Origin of the sequence: Mesorhizobium sp. M0598 (assembly GCF_040320865.1) — a bacterium.
Lineage (GTDB): Bacteria > Pseudomonadota > Alphaproteobacteria > Rhizobiales > Rhizobiaceae > Mesorhizobium.
Genome location: NZ_JAMYQL010000002.1, coordinates 1 through 16,151, shown reverse-complemented (window position 1 = coordinate 16,151; position 16,151 = coordinate 1). Strand labels below are relative to the sequence as shown.

Here is a 16,151-nt window from a genome sequence, read left to right as displayed (position 1 = left end):
GACCAATGCAAAAGATTAGAAAAGGCGACAAGGTCGTCGTGCTGGCCGGCAAGGACAAGGGCCGTTCGGGCGAAGTCCTTTCGGTACAGCCGAAGGATGACACCGCGCTGGTGCGCGGCGTCAACCTGATCCGTCGTCACCAGAAGCAGTCCCAGTCCCAAGAGGGCGGGATCATCACCAAGGAAGCGCCGATCCAGCTGTCGAACATCGCGCTGGCCGACCCCAAGGATGGCAAACCGACCCGCGTCGGCTTCATCTTCCAGAAGGACGGCAAGAAGGTGCGCGTCGCCAAGCGCTCGGGAGAAGTCATCAATGGCTAAGGCTCAAACCAAGCAGGCAACTGCCCAGAACACGCCGCGCCTCAAGCAGGTCTACAACGAGACCATCCGCAAGGCGCTGCAGGAGCAGTTCGGCTACGAGAACGAGATGCAGGTTCCGCGCATCGACAAGATCGTGCTGAACATGGGCGTCGGCGAGGCGACTGGCGATTCGAAGAAGCCTTCGATCGCCGCGGAAGACCTTGCGATGATCGCCGGCCAGAAGGCCGTTGTCACCCGCGCCCGCAACTCGATCGCCGGCTTCAAGGTCCGCGAGAAGATGCCGATCGGCGCCAAGGTCACGCTGCGCAAGGAACGCATGTACGAGTTCCTCGACCGCCTCGTGAACATCGCACTGCCGCGCGTCCGCGACTTTCGCGGACTTAATCCGAAGAGCTTCGATGGCCGTGGCAACTATGCCATGGGCATCAAGGAACACATCGTGTTTCCGGAGATCAACTACGACAAGGTTGATCAGATCTGGGGCATGGACGTCATCGTTTGTACGACTGCGAAGACGGACGACGAAGCCAGGGCATTGCTCAAGGCCTTCAACTTCCCCTTCCGCCAGTAACGGCAGCGAGAAAAGGAAAATCTGAAATGGCAAAGACCAGCTCAGTCGAGAAGAACAACAGGCGCCGCAAGCTTGCGGACCAGTTCGCTGCCAAGCGCAAGGTGCTCAAGGCGATCATCATGGATCAGTCCAAGCCGATGGAAGAGCGCTTCCGCGCCCAGCTGAAGCTTTCGGCGCTGCCGCGCAACTCGGCTAAGACCCGCATCCGCAACCGCTGCGAAGTCACCGGACGTCCGCGTGCCTATTATCGCAAGCTCAAAGTATCGCGTATCGCGCTTCGTGATCTCGGCAATAACGGCCAGATCCCGGGCCTGGTCAAGTCGAGCTGGTAAGGAGGACATAACATGTCATTGAGCGATCCTCTCGGCGATATGCTGACCCGCATCCGCAACGCGTATGGCCGCAAGAAGTCGAGCGTTTCGACGCCGGCCTCGCGCCTGCGTACCCGCGTCCTCGACGTGCTGAAGGCGGAAGGCTATATCCGCGACTACAGCCAGACCGACTTCGACAACGGCAAGTCCGAAATCGAGATCGAGCTGAAGTATTTCGATGGTGCGCCGGTGGTGCGCGAAATCGCTCGGGTCTCGAAGCCCGGCCGCCGCGTCTACGTTTCGGCCAAGTCGATACCGCACGTCGCCAACGGCCTCGGCATCGCCATCCTTTCGACGCCGAAGGGCGTGATGGCCGACCACGAAGCGCGTGAACAGAATGTCGGCGGGGAAATCCTCTGCCAGATCTTCTGATCTGGTATGTGACCCGGTTGGAAACAGGTTTTCGGGATCTAGTCCCGAAAGCCGAGACCTGAAACAAGAGAAGTGACGAGGACAACAAAATGTCTCGTATTGGAAAGAAACCCGTTTCGCTGCCGCAGGGCGTGACCGCGACCGTCAACGGCCAGACCGTGACGGCGAAGGGTCCGAAGGGCGAGCTGAAGTTCGTGGTGAACGACGAAGTGCTGGTCAAGATGGAAGGCAGCGAGATCGCTGTCCAGCCGCGCGACCAGACCAAGACTGCCCGTTCCAAGTGGGGCATGTCACGCACGCAGATCGTCAACATCCTGCAGGGCGTCAAGGACGGCTTCGAAAAGAAGCTCGAGATCACCGGCGTCGGCTATCGTGCCGCCATGCAAGGCAAGAACCTGCAGCTGGCGCTCGGCTTCAGCCATGACGTCGTCTACGAGACGCCGCAGGGCGTGACGATTTCGGTGCCGAAGCCGACGGAAATCACCGTGACCGGCATCGACAAGCAGCAGGTCGGCCAGGTTGCCGCCGAGATCCGCGAGTATCGCAGCCCCGAGCCCTACAAGGGCAAGGGCGTTCGCTATGCTGGCGAGAAGATCGTCCGCAAGGAAGGCAAGAAGAAGTAATTTTAACGCCGCGGGGAGCGGTCGCGGGAGGCTCGTCCTACCGCATATGGTTGCCCCCGTTTTTTGAAGGCAAGGAACTGATATCATGGGCTCGAAAGAATCCACCCAACGCCGCGCCCAGCGCGTCCGCCGCCAGATCAAGAAGGTTGCCGGCGATCGTCCGCGCTTGTCGGTCCATCGCACGTCGAAGAACATCTACGTCCAGGTGATCGACGACGCCAAGGGCCACACCATCGCGGCTGCTTCGACGCTCGAGAAGGAGCTCAAGGGCTCGCTCAAGACCGGCGCCGACACCGCGGCTGCAGCTGCCATCGGAAAGCTGATCGCCGAACGCGCCTCGAAGGCCGGCGTCAAGGAAGTCGTCTTCGACCGCGGCGCCTATATCTACCACGGCCGCGTCAAGGCGCTGGCCGAGGCTGCCCGTGAAGGTGGTCTGAGCTTCTAGAGCATGATCCCGAACCGAAGGTCAGCGCAGCAAAAAGTTGCAGACTTTTCGGATAAGATCATGCGAAGGAAAAAAGAGTTTTCGCCCCCGGCGACCCGCAGAGGTGCCGGATATCATCATCAACCGTGCTTCCGGAAAAAAACAAGGAACAGGATATGGCACAGGAACGTAGGGATGGCGGCCGCGGCCGTGATCGCGAAGAGCGCGACGACGGCATGGTCGACAAGCTCGTCCACATCAACCGTGTCGCCAAAGTCGTCAAGGGCGGCCGGCGCTTCGGCTTTGCGGCACTTGTCGTCGTCGGCGACCAGAAGGGCCGCGTCGGCTTCGGCCACGGCAAGGCGCGCGAAGTGCCGGAGGCGATCCGCAAGGCGACCGAATCGGCCAAGCGCGACATGATCTTCGTGCCGCTGCGCTCAGGCCGCACGCTGCACCACGACGTCGAGGGACGCTGGGGCGCGGGACGCGTTCTGCTGCGCGCCGCCAAGCAAGGTACCGGCATCATCGCCGGCGGCCCGATGCGCGCCGTTTTCGAGACGCTCGGCATGCATGACGTGGTCGCCAAGTCGATGGGTTCTTCGAACCCCTACAACATGGTTCGCGCCACTTTCGACGCGCTGAAGAGCCAGATGCATCCGAAGGATGTGGCTGCCGCGCGCGGCATCAAGTATTCGACCCTTCAGGCCCGCCGCGGCACCGCCGTTGCGGCTGAAGAATAGTCGACGCTGACCAGGGATCTGACCATGGCCAAGAAAGCAACCAAGACCATCACCGTCGAGCAGATCGGTTCGCCGATCCGCCGGCCGAAGGAGCAGCGCGCAACGCTGGTCGGCCTCGGCCTCAACAAGATGCACAAGCAGCGCACGCTGGAGGATACGCCCTCGGTGCGCGGCATGATCGCTGCCGTCCAGCATCTCGTCCGCGTCGTGGACGAGGGCTGAGCCAGAGCGCAGGAGAACCCAGATGAAACTCAATGATCTGCGTGACAAGGACGGCGCGACGCACTCCAAGAAGCGTCTCGGCCGTGGCATCGGTTCCGGTTCGGGCAAGACCGCCGGTCGCGGCGTCAAGGGCCAGAAGGCGCGCTCCGGCGTCGCCGTCAACGGCTTCGAGGGTGGCCAGATGCCGCTCTACCGCCGCCTGCCGAAGCGCGGTTTCAACAATATCTTCGCCAAGAGCTTCACCGTCGTGTCGCTGGCCCGCATCCAGGCCGCGCTCGATGCCAAGAAGCTCGATGCTAAGACAGTTGTGACGGCCGAGGCGCTGGTTGCGGCCGGCGTCATCCGTCGCGTCAAGGACGGCGTGCGCATCCTCTCGGACGGCGACATCAAGGCCAAGCTTGCCTTCGACGTTGCCGGTGCTTCCAAGGCCGCGATCGAGAAGATCGAAAAGGCCGGCGGCTCGGTGAAGTTGCCTGAGCAGGCAGCCGCCGAGTAACGGCAATTTGAAGCACGGTCGGCAAAGGTGGAATTCGGTTTTGCCTGCGGTCGTGCTTTGATCTGACAGATGTGGCGGCCGCATCAACGCGGCCGCTTGCATGTTTGCAGTCCGGAGCTTATCTCGTGAGCTTCGGTGACACGCGCCGCCTGAGCTGCGGGCATCGAGCGTGACCAAGCGGAGAATCAGGCATGGCTTCGGCTGCTGAACAACTGGCCTCGAATCTGAATTTTTCGGCCTTCGCCAAAGCCGAGGATCTGAAGAAGCGCATCTGGTTCACCATCGGTGCGCTGCTCGTCTACCGCCTTGGCACCTATATTCCGCTGCCCGGCATCAATCCCGACGCTTTCGCCCAGGCCTTCTCGTCGCAGAGCAAGGGCGTGCTCGGCATGTTCAACATGTTCGCCGGCGGCGCCGTGCAGCGCATGGCGATCTTTGCCCTCGGCATCATGCCCTATATCTCGGCCTCCATCATCATGCAGCTGATGACCTCGGTCATTCCGTCGCTGGAAGCGCTGAAGAAGGAAGGCGAGCAGGGCCGCAAGATCATCAACCAGTACACGCGCTACGGCACCGTGCTTCTGGCGCTGGTTCAGGCGTACGGCATTTCGGTCGGGCTTGAGGGCGGCAACGGCATCGTCAACGATCCCGGCATGTTCTTCCGCATCTCTACCGTCGTCACGCTGGTCGGCGGCACCATGTTCCTGATGTGGCTTGGCGAGCAGATCACTGCTCGCGGCATCGGCAACGGCATTTCGCTGATCATCTTCTCCGGCATCGTCGCCGGCCTGCCGCGCGCCATCTCCGGCACGCTGGAGCTTGGCCGCACCGGCGCCTTGTCGACCGGCCTGATCCTGGCGATCATCGTGCTGGCCATCATCGTCATCGCGCTGATCGTCTTCTTCGAGCGCGCCCAGCGCCGCCTGCTGATCCAGTATCCCAAGCGCCAGGTCGGCAATCGCATGTTCCAGGGCGATACCTCGCATCTGCCGCTGAAGCTTAACACCTCCGGCGTCATTCCGCCGATCTTCGCCTCGTCGCTGCTGCTGCTTCCGGCAACGGTTGCCGGCTTCTCGCAGACCACCAATATGCCTGCATGGGCCAGCACCATCCTGGCGGCGCTCGGCCACGGCCAGCCGCTCTATATGGCCTTCTACGCGGCGATGATCGTGTTCTTCGCCTTCTTCTATACGGCGATCGTCTTCAATCCGAAGGACACCGCCGACCAGCTCAAGAAGCATTCGGGCTTCATCCCGGGCTATCGTCCGGGCGAGCGCACTGCGGACTATATTGACTATGTGCTCACCCGCATCACCGTCGTCGGCGCCATTTATCTGGTGCTGGTGTGTCTGCTGCCCGAGTTCCTGATTTCAGCGACTGGCGTACCGTTCTACCTTGGTGGCACTTCGCTCCTGATCGTGGTCAGTGTAACGCTCGATACGGTGGCGCAGATTCAGGGTCACCTGATCGCGCACCAGTATGAGGGCCTGATCAAGAAGTCGAAGCTGCGCGGGGGGAAAAAGGCCAGATGAGGTTGATATTGCTTGGACCGCCGGGGGCGGGCAAGGGGACACAAGCACTAAGACTGGTAGAACGACACGGCATCCCACAGCTTTCTACGGGGGACATGCTGCGTGCTGCTGTCCAGGCTGGCACCGAAGTCGGCAAGCGCGCCAAGGCGGTGATGGACGCTGGCGAACTGGTGTCCGACGCTATCGTCAACGCCATCGTGGCCGAGCGCATCGATCAAGCTGATTGCGCAAACGGCTTCATCCTTGACGGGTACCCGCGAACCCTGGTGCAAGCGGACGCCGTTGAGGAAATGCTGTCGGATCGCGGACTGGAGCTCGATGCTGTCATCGAATTTGTCGTCGATGACAAGGCGCTGGTTGGCCGAATCGTCAAGCGCGCCGAAGACGCCAAGGCCGCAGGCCTGCCGGTGCGCAAGGACGACAGCCCAGCGGTGTTCGAGGAACGCTTGAGGGAATATTACAAGAAAACCTCGCCGCTGATCGGGTACTACTACGCCAAGGGCAAACTCAGGGGCGTCGATGGCATGGCCGACATCGATGCGGTGACGCAGCAGATCGAGGCGGTGCTCAGGGCGACGACCCGGAAAGTTGGCCAGGCGGCCGGCTAGAGAATCGAACGATTGCGCTTGACTGGAGCGGTCCGCTGGGGTATGGCGGCCCGTCTTCCTATCAGGCATGAGGCTTGCTTGTCCGCAAGGGCAAGGCAGGCCGCTTTGAACTGGAAACTCCCGCAAGGGCCGGCCTCCACCGGACGCGGGGCAACTTGAAGCGCCGGCTCGTCCGGCCTATATGGAGAAGAGAAGAACATGGCTCGTATAGCCGGCGTCAATATTCCGACCAACAAGCGCGTCGTCATCGCGCTTCAATACATTCACGGCATTGGCAAGAAGTTCGCCCAGGAGATCGTCGACAAGGTCGGCATCCCGGCCGAGCGCCGCGTCAACCAGCTGACCGACGCCGAAGTCCTGCAGATCCGCGAGACCATCGACCGCGACTACCAGGTCGAAGGCGACCTGCGCCGCGAAGTGTCGATGAACATCAAGCGGCTGATGGACCTCGGCTGCTACCGCGGCCTGCGTCACCGCCGCTCGCTGCCGGTTCGCGGCCAGCGCACGCATACCAATGCACGCACCCGCAAGGGCCCGGCTAAGTCGATTGCCGGAAAGAAGAAGTAATTTGTGAATGGTCAAGGGTGAATAGTGAATGGTGACGAAGGCCAAGAGCCGACGTTGTGGCCATTCACCATTTTACCATTCACCATTCACCAGGTGGAGCCGCTGGCATTACGGCGGTGTAGAGATCAACTGAAAGGACCATCATGGCCAAGGAAGCCGCTCGTGTTCGCCGTCGCGAACGCAAGAACATCTCGTCGGGCGTTGCCCACGTCAATTCGACCTTCAACAACACGATGATCACCATCACCGACGCGCAGGGTAACTCGATTGCCTGGTCGTCGGCCGGAGCCCAGGGCTTCAAGGGATCGCGCAAGTCGACCCCGTTCGCTGCCCAGATGGCCGCAGAAGATGTTGCCAAGAAGGCCCAGGAACACGGCATGCGCATGCTCGAGGTCGAGGTCTGTGGACCCGGCTCCGGTCGAGAATCGGCGCTGCGCGCGCTGCAGGCTGCCGGCTTCACCATCACCTCAATCCGTGATGTGACGCCGATCCCGCACAATGGCTGCCGCCCGCGCAAGAAGCGCCGCGTCTAATGCATGTCGCCCAAAAGTGTAAAGCGGTTTTGGGGCAGCGACATGCATAAAAGCAAAAACCTAAAGCGCGACGCGCTTTAGAATTTACCGAACGCCGCGCGAGCGCCTCAAGGGCGCTCCTCCACGGCATTCCAGGTCGCCCGCCACGATTGGATGGTGGCGGGACAACGGAAGGAAAGCACTATGATCCAGAAAAATTGGCAAGAACTGATCAAGCCGAACAAGATCGAGTTCTCGTCGAAGAAGAAGACGCTGACCACGCTGGTCGCCGAGCCGCTCGAGCGCGGCTTCGGCCTCACCCTCGGCAACGCGCTGCGCCGGGTGCTTCTGTCTTCGCTGCGTGGCGCGGCTGTAACCGCCGTGCAGATCGACGGCGTTCTGCATGAATTCTCGTCCATCGCCGGCGTCCGCGAGGACGTGACCGACATCGTCTTGAACATCAAGGAAATCGCCATCCGCATGGAAGGCGACGGCCCCAAGCGCATGGTCGTCCGCAAGCAGGGACCGGGCGCGGTTCTCGCCGGCGACATCCAGACGGTCGGCGACGTCGAGATCCTCAATCCCGATCACGTCATCTGCACGCTGGACGAAGGCGCTGAAATCCGCATGGAATTCACGGTCGATACCGGCAAGGGCTATGTGCCGGCCGACCGTAACCGCGCCGAGGACGCGCCGATCGGCCTGATCCCGGTCGACAGCCTGTATTCGCCGGTCAAGAAGGTCTCCTACAAGGTCGAGAACACCCGCGAGGGCCAGGTTCTCGACTATGACAAGCTGACTATGACCATCGAGACTGACGGTTCGATTTCGGGCGAGGACGCGGTGGCCTTCGCCGCTCGCATCCTGCAGGACCAGCTCGGCCTGTTCGTCAATTTCGACGAGCCGCAGAAGGAAGTCGCCGCCGAACAGGTTACCGAGCTTGCCTTCAACCCGGCGCTGCTCAAGAAGGTCGACGAGCTCGAGCTTTCGGTGCGTTCGGCCAACTGCCTGAAGAACGACAACATCGTCTATATCGGCGACCTGATCCAGAAGACCGAAGCCGAGATGCTGCGCACCCCGAACTTCGGCCGCAAGTCGCTGAACGAGATCAAGGAAGTCCTGGCGGCGATGGGCCTGCATCTCGGCATGGAAGTGCCGGACTGGCCGCCGGAAAACATCGAAGACCTCGCCAAGCGTTACGAAGACCAATATTGAGCATGATCCCGAACCGAAGGTCAGCGCAGCAAAAAGTTGCAGACTTTTCGGACAAGATCATGCGGCTAACCAACTGGGGCTCAGGCCTCTTGAAACCGCAATGAAGGAGAAGAGCCATGCGCCACGGATTTAAAGGCCGCCGGTTCGCCCGCAGCATAAGCCATCGCAAGTCGATGTTTGCCAACCTTGCCGTGTCGCTTATCGAGCACGAGCAGATCCTCACCACGCTGCCGAAGGCGAAGGATTTGCGTCCGATCGTCGAGAAGCTGGTGACGCTCGGCAAGCGCGGCGACCTGCACGCTCGCCGCCAGGTGATTGCCCAGATCGGCAATGAAGGCGTCGTCAAGCGCCTGTTCGATACCATCGCGCCGCGCTACGCCACCCGCAATGGCGGCTATCTGCGCATCATGAAGGCGGGCTTCCGCCACGGTGACAATGCCGCAATGGCCGTCATCGAATTCGTCGACCGCGACACCTCGGCCAAGGGCGCCGGCGACCGTGCCCGCATCGAGGCCGAAGGCACCGAAGAGGAAGCCGCAGCCGCATAAGGCTTGGTTTTTCTGAGTGAGTTTAAGGGGCCTGCGGCCCCTTTTCCATTGGGGCGGCTACCTCTTGCCGAGCAAAGTTGAGGTAGTTTCTTCCGCTTATTGACTTCCAATCAATCGCGTTTGTTATTTGCTCGATTGCTGGATGCGAATAGGAATAAACACTGTCGATCTCCGTTCGGTGATCGATATCGCTTATCAATTGGGACACAGTCACGCCGTTCAGATATTTTTCGGCGTCCCGATCTTCGATGAAGTCGGTATCAACGCGGAAATAAATCTGGATCGGACCCGCGCAGATGTTCAGGTCGATGTCGTTCCTCGATGCGATGTAGAAGACCATAGCTTCTTCTGGTGTCCACAGGCCCGCGTTCAGGAATTCCGATGGCTTTGTTCTGCTGTCGAACCCATCCATTGAAAGAGCAAATTGGTCGGTTATGCGCTCGGTCTTGCCGCGGATGGCATGCACATGTTCGATCTGAAACCAATTCAGATCGTGAGGCGGCTCGTTATCAAAGGAAGCTTCGAGCTGACCATATATCCAATAGACGGGAATCGTCTCGGCATACTTGGTGATCCAATCATCCGGCGCGCCGAACGCTTCGGCAATTTCGATCATTTTCATGCCGGGGATAACAGGCCCCAAAGTGCCGGTCTTCAAAAAGTCACGGAATGAAACGAGTTGTTTTCTCATAAGGGCCGACAAGGTTTTCCAGTTTCAAGCTCACCTATAGCTGGTTTGCCACCCAAAATAATCCGATTTCAGCGGCTTAGCCTTTCATTTTGCACAATCGTCAGGACAATGGCGCCCGACTTGGAGGATTCGGAATGCGCGTTAAACGGCTGTCCATAGTTCTGATCTGCGCCTTGATGGCGTTGGCCGTCGTGCCGGCGGCGAGGCACGCGCTAGCGGAGGAGACCAAGCCAGATCCCGGTTTGTCCGACGTGCTGACGGATCTATTGCATGGCGTCGAAGGCGAAAACGCCACCTCCGGCCCCGACAAGCGCGTGCCGTTCGGCCGCGAGGAGGTGCAGCTGTCCTTCGCGCCGCTGGTCAAGCAGACGGCGCCGGCCGTGGTCAATGTCTACGCCTCGCAGACCGCCAAGGTGACGTCGCCCTTCGACGGCGATCCGTTCTTCGAGGAGTTCTTCGGCCGCTCGCAGCCGCGCGCGCAGTCCTCGCTCGGTTCGGGGGTGCTGGTCGATCCGACCGGCATCGTGGTCACCAATTTCCACGTCGTCAAGGACGCTGACCAGGTCAAGGTCGCGACCGCCGATGGGCGCGAATTCGACAGCAAGGTACTGCTTAAGGACGAGACGCTCGATCTCGCCGTGCTCAAGATTTCTTCTGACAAGCCGTTCCCGGTGATCGCTATCGGCGATTCCGACGCGCTCGAGGTCGGCGATCTGGTGCTGGCGATCGGCAATCCGTTCGGTGTCGGCCAGACCACCACCAGCGGCATCATTTCGGCGGTGGCGCGCAGCCATATCGGCGTCTCCGATTCCAGCTTCTTCATCCAGACCGACGCCGCCATCAACCCCGGCAATTCCGGTGGCGCGCTGGTCAACATGGGAGGGCAGCTGATCGGCATCAACACGGCGATCTATAGCCGTAGCGGCGGCTCGATCGGCATCGGCTTTGCCATCCCTTCGAACATGGTTCGCGCCTTCGCCGACGCGGCCAAGGCCGGGCTCGACTTCTTCGAGCGGCCGTATGCCGGTGCCGAGTTCGAGGCGGTGACGCCGCAGATTGCCGAATCGCTTGGCATCGACAAACCGACCGGCGCGCTGGTTTCTTCGGTCGAAGAGGCAGGACCCGCCGCCAAGGCAGGGCTCAAGCCGGGCGACGTAGTGCTGTCGCTCAATGGCAAGCCGGTCGAGAGCGTCGGGGCGCTGGACTACCGGATGGCGACGCTGTCGATTGGTACGAATGCCAGCTTCGGCGTTCTGAGCAAGGGTCAGCAGGCGACGATGGACATCGCGCTGGAACGGCCGCCTGAGGGCGCCAAAGCTGCGGAACTCACATTGCGCGGCCGCAGCCCGTTTTCCGGTGCCAAGGTTGCTGAACTGTCGCCACGGCTTGCCCAACGGCTCGGTCTGCGCACCGATGTCAAAGGCGTCACCGTGGTCGACATCAACCGCGATTCGCCTGCTGCCGATTTTGGCTTCCAGCCAGGCGACATCGTGCGTGAGGTCAATGGCCTGACGATCGACAAGGCGGCGACCCTGGAACAGGTAGCCCAGCAGGATACGCGCTGGTGGCGCTTTACCGTCGAGCGCGGCGGGCAGATACTGCGCCAGGTGTTGCGTTACTGAGCCCGAACGTCAGCATGATCGGGCTCCAGGCAGAAGAAGTTGCATGGCCGATCTGTTCAGTGTCGATGAACCGGAAAAGACGCCGCCCGGCAGGCCGCTGGCGGACCGTCTGCGGCCGAAGAACCTCGGCGAGGTCGTCGGCCAGGAGCATCTGACCGGATCCGACGGCGCGCTGACGCGGCTGATCGGCTCCGGCTCGCTCGGCTCGATGATCTTCTGGGGCCCGCCCGGCACCGGCAAGACCACGGTCGCACGGCTGCTTGCCGGCGAGACAAGCCTCGCCTTCGAACAGATCTCGGCCGTGTTTTCCGGCGTTGCCGACCTGAAGAAAGTGTTCGAGGCAGCGAAGCTGCGCCGCTCGAACGGCCGCCAGACACTGCTGTTCGTCGACGAGATCCATCGCTTCAACCGCGCCCAGCAGGACAGTTTTCTGCCCGTGATGGAAGACGGCACCGTCGTGCTGGTCGGCGCCACCACGGAGAAACCGTCCTTCGAGCTTAACGCCGCGCTGTTGTCGCGCGCGCGTGTGCTGGTCTTTCACTCACTTGGCGAGGACAGTATCGCCAAGCTGCTGGCGCGGGCCGAGGAGGCAGAGGGCAGGGCGCTGCCGCTCGATGAAGACGCGCGGGCGATGCTCATCCGCATGAGCGACGGCGACGGCCGCGCGGCATTGACGCTCGCCGAAGAGGTCTGGCGCGCAGCGAAATCAAAGGAGGTGTTCGACGCCGAAGCCCTGCAGCGCATCGTCCAGCGCCGCGCGCCGATCTACGACAAGGGACAGGATGGCCACTACAATTTGATCTCCGCCTTGCACAAATCGGTGCGCGGTTCCGACCCCGACGCGGCACTCTACTATCTGGCCCGCATGTTCGACGCCGGCGAAGATCCGCTTTATCTCGGGCGCCGGTTGGTGCGCATGGCGATGGAGGATATCGGGCTGGCCGACCCGCAGGCGCTCGTCGTCGCTAACGCCGCCAAGGACGCCTATGACTATCTGGGCTCGCCCGAGGGCGAACTGGCCTTCGCCGAGGCGACCGTCTATCTCGCCACCGCGCCGAAATCCAATGCAGTCTATACCGCGTTCAAGGCCGCCACACAGGCGGCGAAGGAATTCGGTTCGCTGCTGCCGCCCAAGCACATTCTCAATGCTCCGACCAAGCTGATGAAACAGGAAGATTACGGCGCCGGCTATCGCTACGACCACGACGAGCCCGACGCTTTTTCCGGCCAGGACTATTTTCCGGAGAAGATGGGAAGGCAGACATTCTATGACCCGCCCGAGCGCGGCTTCGAGCGCGATATCAGGAAGCGGCTGGATTATTGGGCGAAGCTGCGCAGCGAGCGGGAAAAGTAGCTGCCAGTCGCACACTGGTGTGATCGCCGTTGTCTGGCGGGATAAAAAACCCTATCAAGATGCGCCTTCGGCCGGCGGACAGGCCAGAAACGTACCGACGATATTCAGAACGGAATCGCGCCTGGCGCGTGGAAAAATGACAAAAAAAACTCGCAAGACCCTCCGGAAGTTCGCCATAGCGATCCCGCTGCTGGCGCTCGGCTTCTATTTCATTCCCATCCTGACGACAATTTTCATTGTCCTCGGCCTGATCGACGTGTTGCGCAACGACAACAAGAACTGGGCCCTGTTCAGTGGTTATTTCCTCGGCAACGGCATCTTCACCTGGCTGCTTTCGCCCTTCAATCTGCTGGTCGATCTGCTGTGCTACAGAAACCGCGGTGTCTGGAAACTGGACCAGTTTCCTCCGGACTATCAGCGTGAGGTCAACGAGGTTCTCGACGTCTTCAAAGCGCGCAAGGACGAGATCATCGCCGATATCGACGCCAATTTCGGCAGCGGCCGGCGCGGCATGTATGTCTACCAGTGGTATGGCAAGCACAAAATCGACAACGTTGCCGAATTCAACAAGGATTTCAAATACATCAAGACCATCGCCGTGTCGGTGTTCAGGGGCAGGGAATCGACCTCCTGGCATTTCGGACCGCTGCGGCTCAGTCTGCGCATTCTCTACAATCTTCTCCCGGTGAAGGCCGAGGTTTTCGTCGAGTGCAACAACGCCAGGAACTACTGGCACGACAATCCGCTCTATATTTTCGACGACACGCTGCTGCACCGCTCGGTCAACGAATATGATGGGCGCCGCTACTGCGTGTTCATGGACATCATCCGGCCATCGCCATTCCCGGGCCTGATCGCCGCTCTTCTCGCCATCGTTTCGGTCAGCGTCGAGCGCATCAATGCCATGTTCTACAAGAACTGGAAGATGATCGGCTCCAGCAAGCCGAAGAAGGCCGGAGCCGCCTGACACCGTGGTGTGACCGGCGCGAGGAAGCACGATGTATCATCTGTTGCTTGTCTGCCTTGGTGGCGCGATCGGTGCAATGGCCCGCTTCTTCCTGTCCGGCTTCGTCGCCCGCCGGGTCGGCGAGACCTTTCCCTGGGGCACTATGGCCGTCAACGTCTCGGGAGCGTTTGCAATCGGTGTCGTTGCGCATGCGGTGGCGCGCGACGGCATGCCCGCCATCTGGGCCTTTACCGTTACCGGCGGCCTCGGCTGCTACACCACGGTTTCTTCCTTCAGCCTGCAGACGCTGGCGCTGGCGCGCGAGGGCGAATGGCGGCGCGCCGGCGGAAATGTGCTGCTTTCGGTTTTTCTGAGCCTCGGCGGCGTGACGCTGGGCTTTGCTGCGGGAAGTCTTCTGATTGGCGGCGGGGCGCCGTGAGCGGCCTGCGGAAGCTCCGCCACGACGGGACGGACACTGCGGCAGGGCATGCGGCGCGCCTCATTGGCCGTCGCAGAACCAACGAAACGGTTCGGCTCTATGCGACCGTAGCCGCAGGCAGCATGATCGGCGGTGTGTTGCGGGCGCTTGCCTCATCGACGAGCACTGCCCTGTGGGGCGCTGGATTTCCCTTCGGCACGCTCCTCGTCAACATTGTTGGCTCGTTCCTCATCGGCTTCTACGCGACATTGACGGGACCGGATGGTCGCGTCTTCGCCGGTCCGCTGCAACGTCAATTCTTCATGGCCGGCTTCTGCGGCGGCCTGACGACCTTCTCCGCTTTCAGCCTTGAAACACTCACCCTCGCGCAAGGCGGGAGGCTTGTGGCGGCGGGACTCAATATCGCGATCTCCGTGGTGGCCTGGCTTGCCGCCGTCTGGCTTGGCCACATCTTTGCAGTTCGGCTCAACCGGCTGAGAGGGTCCAGGCAATGAAGATACCAACCCAGGCACAATTGCTGCGCATATTTATCGGCGAAAACGACAAGGCAGATGGCCGTCCGCTGTATGAGGTTATCGTGCTGAGGGCCCGCGAAATGCAGATAGCCGGCGCGACCGTCCTGCGCGGCGCGATGGGGTTCGGCCATTCCAGCCGGCTTCACACCACGAAGATCCTCCGCCTATCGGAGGATCTGCCACTCGTCATCGAGATCGTCGATGACGAGGAAAAATTGGCCGCTTTCCTGCCCGTGCTTGAAACAATCATGACAAGTGGTTTGATTACGCTGGAGAAAGTTCAGGTTCTGCAATATGGAACCGACAACGAATAACCGAGTGAGATTGCGGGTACCGGCGAATGCCGTTGCATGCCTGCAAAACGGCGATTGGAATCATGGCAGGCGTTGAACAGATCACAGTGGACGCCGGCGAGGCGGGCATGCGGCTCGACCGCTGGTTCAAGAGCCATTTCCCCGGTCTCGGTTTCGGTCATCTGCAGAAGCTGCTGCGTTCCGGCCAGATCCGCGTCGACGGCGGCAGGGTGAAGGCCGATACCCGCGTCGAAGCCGGCCAGACGGTGCGAGTGCCGCCGCTCGAAGTCGACAAGAAAGGTGAAAGCCCGCTCACCGGTCATTCGATCCGCAACCAGGGCGACGCCGATGTCCTGGCCAAGATGCTGATCCATGAGGACCCGAAGGTCTTCGTCTTCAACAAGCCGGCCGGCCTGGCGGTGCAAGGCGGCTCTGGCGTCACCCGCAATGTCGACGACATGCTGGAAGCCTGGCGCAACCAGAAGGGCGAGAAGCCGCGTCTGGTGCACCGGCTCGACCGCGACACGTCGGGTGTGCTGGTTGTCGCTCGTACAAGGCTCGCCGCCATGAAGCTCGCCGAAGCGTTCCGGGCGCGTGAGACGAAGAAAACCTACTGGGCGCTGGTCAAGGGCGTGCCGCCGAAGCGCGAGGACAAGATCTCGACCTGGCTGATCAAGGAACCGACGCCCGACGGCGATCGTGTGCGCATCGCCAAGCATGGCGAAAAGGGCGCCGATCACGCCGTGTCCTATTATCGCATCGTCGAGCAGGCGGCGCAGACCCTGTCCTGGCTGGAGATGGAACCCTATACCGGGCGCACCCACCAGCTTCGCGTCCATGCCGCCCATATCGGTTGCCCGATCATCGGCGACCCCAAATATTTCGAGGCCGACACCAATTGGGATTTTCCAGGCGGCATGCAGAACCGGCTGCATCTGCACGCGCGCCGCATTGTCATCCCGCATCCCGACAAGGGCTTTGTCGACGTCACCGCACCGATGCCGCCGCATATGCGCCAGAGCTGGAACCTGCTCGGTTTCGACGACGCGAGCGCGGAGGACTAGCGGCGGTGGGCGTCGCCACAGATACGCTCGACCGCCGTGACGCCGTCGATCTGGCGGCCGCCGCCATCATGGTCGGGCTGACCTTTTCCTGGGGACTGAACTACGT

23 protein-coding genes and 1 pseudogene are annotated in these 16,151 nt (G+C 61.3%); 23 read left to right on the top strand and 1 reads right to left on the bottom strand.

Annotation, left to right across the window (positions count from 1 at the left end; translation table 11 throughout):
• The first annotated feature begins 5 nt into the window (after positions 1-5).
• The 15 genes from rplX (at position 6) to rplQ (ending at position 9,121) form a co-directional block, all read left to right on the top strand.
• Positions 6-320, top strand: a complete 315-nt coding sequence (gene rplX / locus NKI59_RS03040) for a 50S ribosomal protein L24 (protein WP_254817150.1) — start codon at positions 6-8, stop codon at positions 318-320.
• Complete coding sequence (gene rplE / locus NKI59_RS03035; protein ID WP_008875670.1) at positions 313-891, top strand: 50S ribosomal protein L5; 579 nt, start codon at positions 313-315, stop codon at positions 889-891. The genes rplX and rplE overlap by 8 nt, the downstream gene beginning before the upstream one ends.
• A 26-nt stretch (positions 892-917) precedes the next feature.
• Complete coding sequence (gene rpsN, locus NKI59_RS03030) at positions 918-1,223, top strand: 30S ribosomal protein S14 (protein ID WP_023675134.1); 306 nt, start codon at positions 918-920, stop codon at positions 1,221-1,223.
• Positions 1,224-1,235: 12 nt separating this feature from the next.
• The gene (rpsH, locus tag NKI59_RS03025; RefSeq protein WP_006205453.1) at positions 1,236-1,634 is read left to right on the top strand and encodes a 30S ribosomal protein S8; all 399 of its coding nucleotides are present in this window, start codon (positions 1,236-1,238) and stop codon (positions 1,632-1,634) included.
• Positions 1,635-1,723: 89 nt separating this feature from the next.
• Positions 1,724-2,257, top strand: coding sequence for a 50S ribosomal protein L6 (rplF, locus tag NKI59_RS03020; protein WP_023675133.1), 534 nt, complete (start codon positions 1,724-1,726; stop codon positions 2,255-2,257).
• A gap of 85 nt (positions 2,258-2,342) precedes the next feature.
• Positions 2,343-2,702: a 50S ribosomal protein L18 gene (gene rplR / locus NKI59_RS03015; protein WP_023675132.1), complete on the top strand. Its 360-nt coding sequence runs from the start codon at positions 2,343-2,345 to the stop codon at positions 2,700-2,702.
• Positions 2,703-2,857: 155 nt separating this feature from the next.
• Entirely contained in the window at positions 2,858-3,421 is a 564-nt protein-coding gene (gene rpsE / locus NKI59_RS03010) for a 30S ribosomal protein S5 (RefSeq protein WP_006333394.1), read from the top strand.
• A 24-nt stretch (positions 3,422-3,445) separates the two neighbouring features.
• Positions 3,446-3,643 carry a 50S ribosomal protein L30 gene (gene rpmD / locus NKI59_RS03005; protein ID WP_006205449.1) on the top strand — a complete coding sequence of 66 codons (198 nt, stop codon included), beginning with the start codon at positions 3,446-3,448 and terminating at the stop codon, positions 3,641-3,643.
• Between the two features lie 22 nt (positions 3,644-3,665).
• A complete protein-coding gene (gene rplO, locus NKI59_RS03000) occupies positions 3,666-4,139 on the top strand; it encodes a 50S ribosomal protein L15 (protein ID WP_023675131.1) in 474 nt (157 codons plus the stop codon).
• 191 nt (positions 4,140-4,330) lie between these two features.
• On the top strand, positions 4,331-5,671 hold the full coding sequence (secY, locus tag NKI59_RS02995; RefSeq protein ID WP_023675130.1) for a preprotein translocase subunit SecY: 1,341 nt from the start codon (positions 4,331-4,333) through the stop codon (positions 5,669-5,671).
• On the top strand, positions 5,668-6,279 hold the full coding sequence (locus NKI59_RS02990; protein WP_352458551.1) for an adenylate kinase: 612 nt from the start codon (positions 5,668-5,670) through the stop codon (positions 6,277-6,279). Before secY ends, NKI59_RS02990 begins: the two co-directional genes overlap by 4 nt.
• A 198-nt stretch (positions 6,280-6,477) precedes the next feature.
• On the top strand, positions 6,478-6,846 hold the full coding sequence (gene rpsM / locus NKI59_RS02985; protein ID WP_006205445.1) for a 30S ribosomal protein S13: 369 nt from the start codon (positions 6,478-6,480) through the stop codon (positions 6,844-6,846).
• Between the two features lie 143 nt (positions 6,847-6,989).
• Positions 6,990-7,379 carry a 30S ribosomal protein S11 gene (gene rpsK / locus NKI59_RS02980; protein ID WP_006205444.1) on the top strand — a complete coding sequence of 130 codons (390 nt, stop codon included), beginning with the start codon at positions 6,990-6,992 and terminating at the stop codon, positions 7,377-7,379.
• Positions 7,380-7,562: 183 nt separating this feature from the next.
• The gene (locus NKI59_RS02975; protein ID WP_023675128.1) at positions 7,563-8,573 is read left to right on the top strand and encodes a DNA-directed RNA polymerase subunit alpha; all 1,011 of its coding nucleotides are present in this window, start codon (positions 7,563-7,565) and stop codon (positions 8,571-8,573) included.
• Between the two features lie 116 nt (positions 8,574-8,689).
• Positions 8,690-9,121: a 50S ribosomal protein L17 gene (gene rplQ / locus NKI59_RS02970; RefSeq protein ID WP_023675127.1), complete on the top strand. Its 432-nt coding sequence runs from the start codon at positions 8,690-8,692 to the stop codon at positions 9,119-9,121.
• Between the two features lie 22 nt (positions 9,122-9,143).
• Here rplQ and NKI59_RS02965 read toward each other — a convergent pair whose 3' ends face one another.
• Positions 9,144-9,812 (bottom strand): hypothetical protein, encoded by a 669-nt coding sequence (locus NKI59_RS02965; RefSeq protein ID WP_352702301.1) that lies wholly within the window; start codon positions 9,810-9,812, stop codon positions 9,144-9,146.
• 134 nt (positions 9,813-9,946) lie between these two features.
• Between NKI59_RS02965 and NKI59_RS02960 the strand changes: the two genes are divergently transcribed.
• The 8 genes and pseudogenes from NKI59_RS02960 to NKI59_RS02925 form a co-directional block, all read left to right on the top strand.
• Positions 9,947-11,434: a DegQ family serine endoprotease gene (locus tag NKI59_RS02960; RefSeq protein ID WP_352702298.1), complete on the top strand. Its 1,488-nt coding sequence runs from the start codon at positions 9,947-9,949 to the stop codon at positions 11,432-11,434.
• Between the two features lie 43 nt (positions 11,435-11,477).
• Positions 11,478-12,788: a replication-associated recombination protein A gene (locus tag NKI59_RS02955; RefSeq protein WP_352702297.1), complete on the top strand. Its 1,311-nt coding sequence runs from the start codon at positions 11,478-11,480 to the stop codon at positions 12,786-12,788.
• Positions 12,789-12,924: 136 nt separating this feature from the next.
• Positions 12,925-13,755, top strand: coding sequence for an aspartyl/asparaginyl beta-hydroxylase domain-containing protein (locus NKI59_RS02950; protein ID WP_352702295.1), 831 nt, complete (start codon positions 12,925-12,927; stop codon positions 13,753-13,755).
• A 31-nt stretch (positions 13,756-13,786) separates the two neighbouring features.
• On the top strand, positions 13,787-14,173 hold the full coding sequence (gene crcB, locus NKI59_RS02945; protein WP_352593858.1) for a fluoride efflux transporter CrcB: 387 nt from the start codon (positions 13,787-13,789) through the stop codon (positions 14,171-14,173).
• A 122-nt stretch (positions 14,174-14,295) separates the two neighbouring features.
• Positions 14,296-14,667 carry a fluoride efflux transporter CrcB gene (gene crcB, locus NKI59_RS02940; protein ID WP_245274632.1) on the top strand — a complete coding sequence of 124 codons (372 nt, stop codon included), beginning with the start codon at positions 14,296-14,298 and terminating at the stop codon, positions 14,665-14,667.
• Positions 14,664-15,002, top strand: a complete 339-nt coding sequence (locus tag NKI59_RS02935) for a DUF190 domain-containing protein (protein WP_254817158.1) — start codon at positions 14,664-14,666, stop codon at positions 15,000-15,002. Before crcB (NKI59_RS02940) ends, NKI59_RS02935 begins: the two co-directional genes overlap by 4 nt.
• A 62-nt stretch (positions 15,003-15,064) precedes the next feature.
• Complete coding sequence (locus NKI59_RS02930) at positions 15,065-16,045, top strand: RluA family pseudouridine synthase (protein ID WP_352458558.1); 981 nt, start codon at positions 15,065-15,067, stop codon at positions 16,043-16,045.
• A gap of 5 nt (positions 16,046-16,050) precedes the next feature.
• Positions 16,051-16,151, top strand: a pseudogene (locus NKI59_RS02925) (EamA/RhaT family transporter); the annotation flags it as partial.

What these genes read in the sequence shown, in the direction of transcription:
- rplX (WP_254817150.1), top strand. Translation starts at nt 6, where the DNA reads ATGCAAAAGATTAGAAAAGGCGACAAGGTCGTCGTGCTGGCCGGCAAG.
- rplE (WP_008875670.1), top strand. Translation starts at nt 313, where the DNA reads ATGGCTAAGGCTCAAACCAAGCAGGCAACTGCCCAGAACACGCCGCGC.
- rpsN (WP_023675134.1), top strand. Translation starts at nt 918, where the DNA reads ATGGCAAAGACCAGCTCAGTCGAGAAGAACAACAGGCGCCGCAAGCTT.
- rpsH (WP_006205453.1), top strand. Translation starts at nt 1,236, where the DNA reads ATGTCATTGAGCGATCCTCTCGGCGATATGCTGACCCGCATCCGCAAC.
- rplF (WP_023675133.1), top strand. Translation starts at nt 1,724, where the DNA reads ATGTCTCGTATTGGAAAGAAACCCGTTTCGCTGCCGCAGGGCGTGACC.
- rplR (WP_023675132.1), top strand. Translation starts at nt 2,343, where the DNA reads ATGGGCTCGAAAGAATCCACCCAACGCCGCGCCCAGCGCGTCCGCCGC.
- rpsE (WP_006333394.1), top strand. Translation starts at nt 2,858, where the DNA reads ATGGCACAGGAACGTAGGGATGGCGGCCGCGGCCGTGATCGCGAAGAG.
- rpmD (WP_006205449.1), top strand. Translation starts at nt 3,446, where the DNA reads ATGGCCAAGAAAGCAACCAAGACCATCACCGTCGAGCAGATCGGTTCG.
- rplO (WP_023675131.1), top strand. Translation starts at nt 3,666, where the DNA reads ATGAAACTCAATGATCTGCGTGACAAGGACGGCGCGACGCACTCCAAG.
- secY (WP_023675130.1), top strand. Translation starts at nt 4,331, where the DNA reads ATGGCTTCGGCTGCTGAACAACTGGCCTCGAATCTGAATTTTTCGGCC.
- NKI59_RS02990 (WP_352458551.1), top strand. Translation starts at nt 5,668, where the DNA reads ATGAGGTTGATATTGCTTGGACCGCCGGGGGCGGGCAAGGGGACACAA.
- rpsM (WP_006205445.1), top strand. Translation starts at nt 6,478, where the DNA reads ATGGCTCGTATAGCCGGCGTCAATATTCCGACCAACAAGCGCGTCGTC.
- rpsK (WP_006205444.1), top strand. Translation starts at nt 6,990, where the DNA reads ATGGCCAAGGAAGCCGCTCGTGTTCGCCGTCGCGAACGCAAGAACATC.
- NKI59_RS02975 (WP_023675128.1), top strand. Translation starts at nt 7,563, where the DNA reads ATGATCCAGAAAAATTGGCAAGAACTGATCAAGCCGAACAAGATCGAG.
- rplQ (WP_023675127.1), top strand. Translation starts at nt 8,690, where the DNA reads ATGCGCCACGGATTTAAAGGCCGCCGGTTCGCCCGCAGCATAAGCCAT.
- NKI59_RS02965 (WP_352702301.1), bottom strand. Translation starts at nt 9,812, where the DNA reads ATGAGAAAACAACTCGTTTCATTCCGTGACTTTTTGAAGACCGGCACT.
- NKI59_RS02960 (WP_352702298.1), top strand. Translation starts at nt 9,947, where the DNA reads ATGCGCGTTAAACGGCTGTCCATAGTTCTGATCTGCGCCTTGATGGCG.
- NKI59_RS02955 (WP_352702297.1), top strand. Translation starts at nt 11,478, where the DNA reads ATGGCCGATCTGTTCAGTGTCGATGAACCGGAAAAGACGCCGCCCGGC.
- NKI59_RS02950 (WP_352702295.1), top strand. Translation starts at nt 12,925, where the DNA reads ATGACAAAAAAAACTCGCAAGACCCTCCGGAAGTTCGCCATAGCGATC.
- crcB (WP_352593858.1), top strand. Translation starts at nt 13,787, where the DNA reads ATGTATCATCTGTTGCTTGTCTGCCTTGGTGGCGCGATCGGTGCAATG.
- crcB (WP_245274632.1), top strand. Translation starts at nt 14,296, where the DNA reads ATGATCGGCGGTGTGTTGCGGGCGCTTGCCTCATCGACGAGCACTGCC.
- NKI59_RS02935 (WP_254817158.1), top strand. Translation starts at nt 14,664, where the DNA reads ATGAAGATACCAACCCAGGCACAATTGCTGCGCATATTTATCGGCGAA.
- NKI59_RS02930 (WP_352458558.1), top strand. Translation starts at nt 15,065, where the DNA reads ATGGCAGGCGTTGAACAGATCACAGTGGACGCCGGCGAGGCGGGCATG.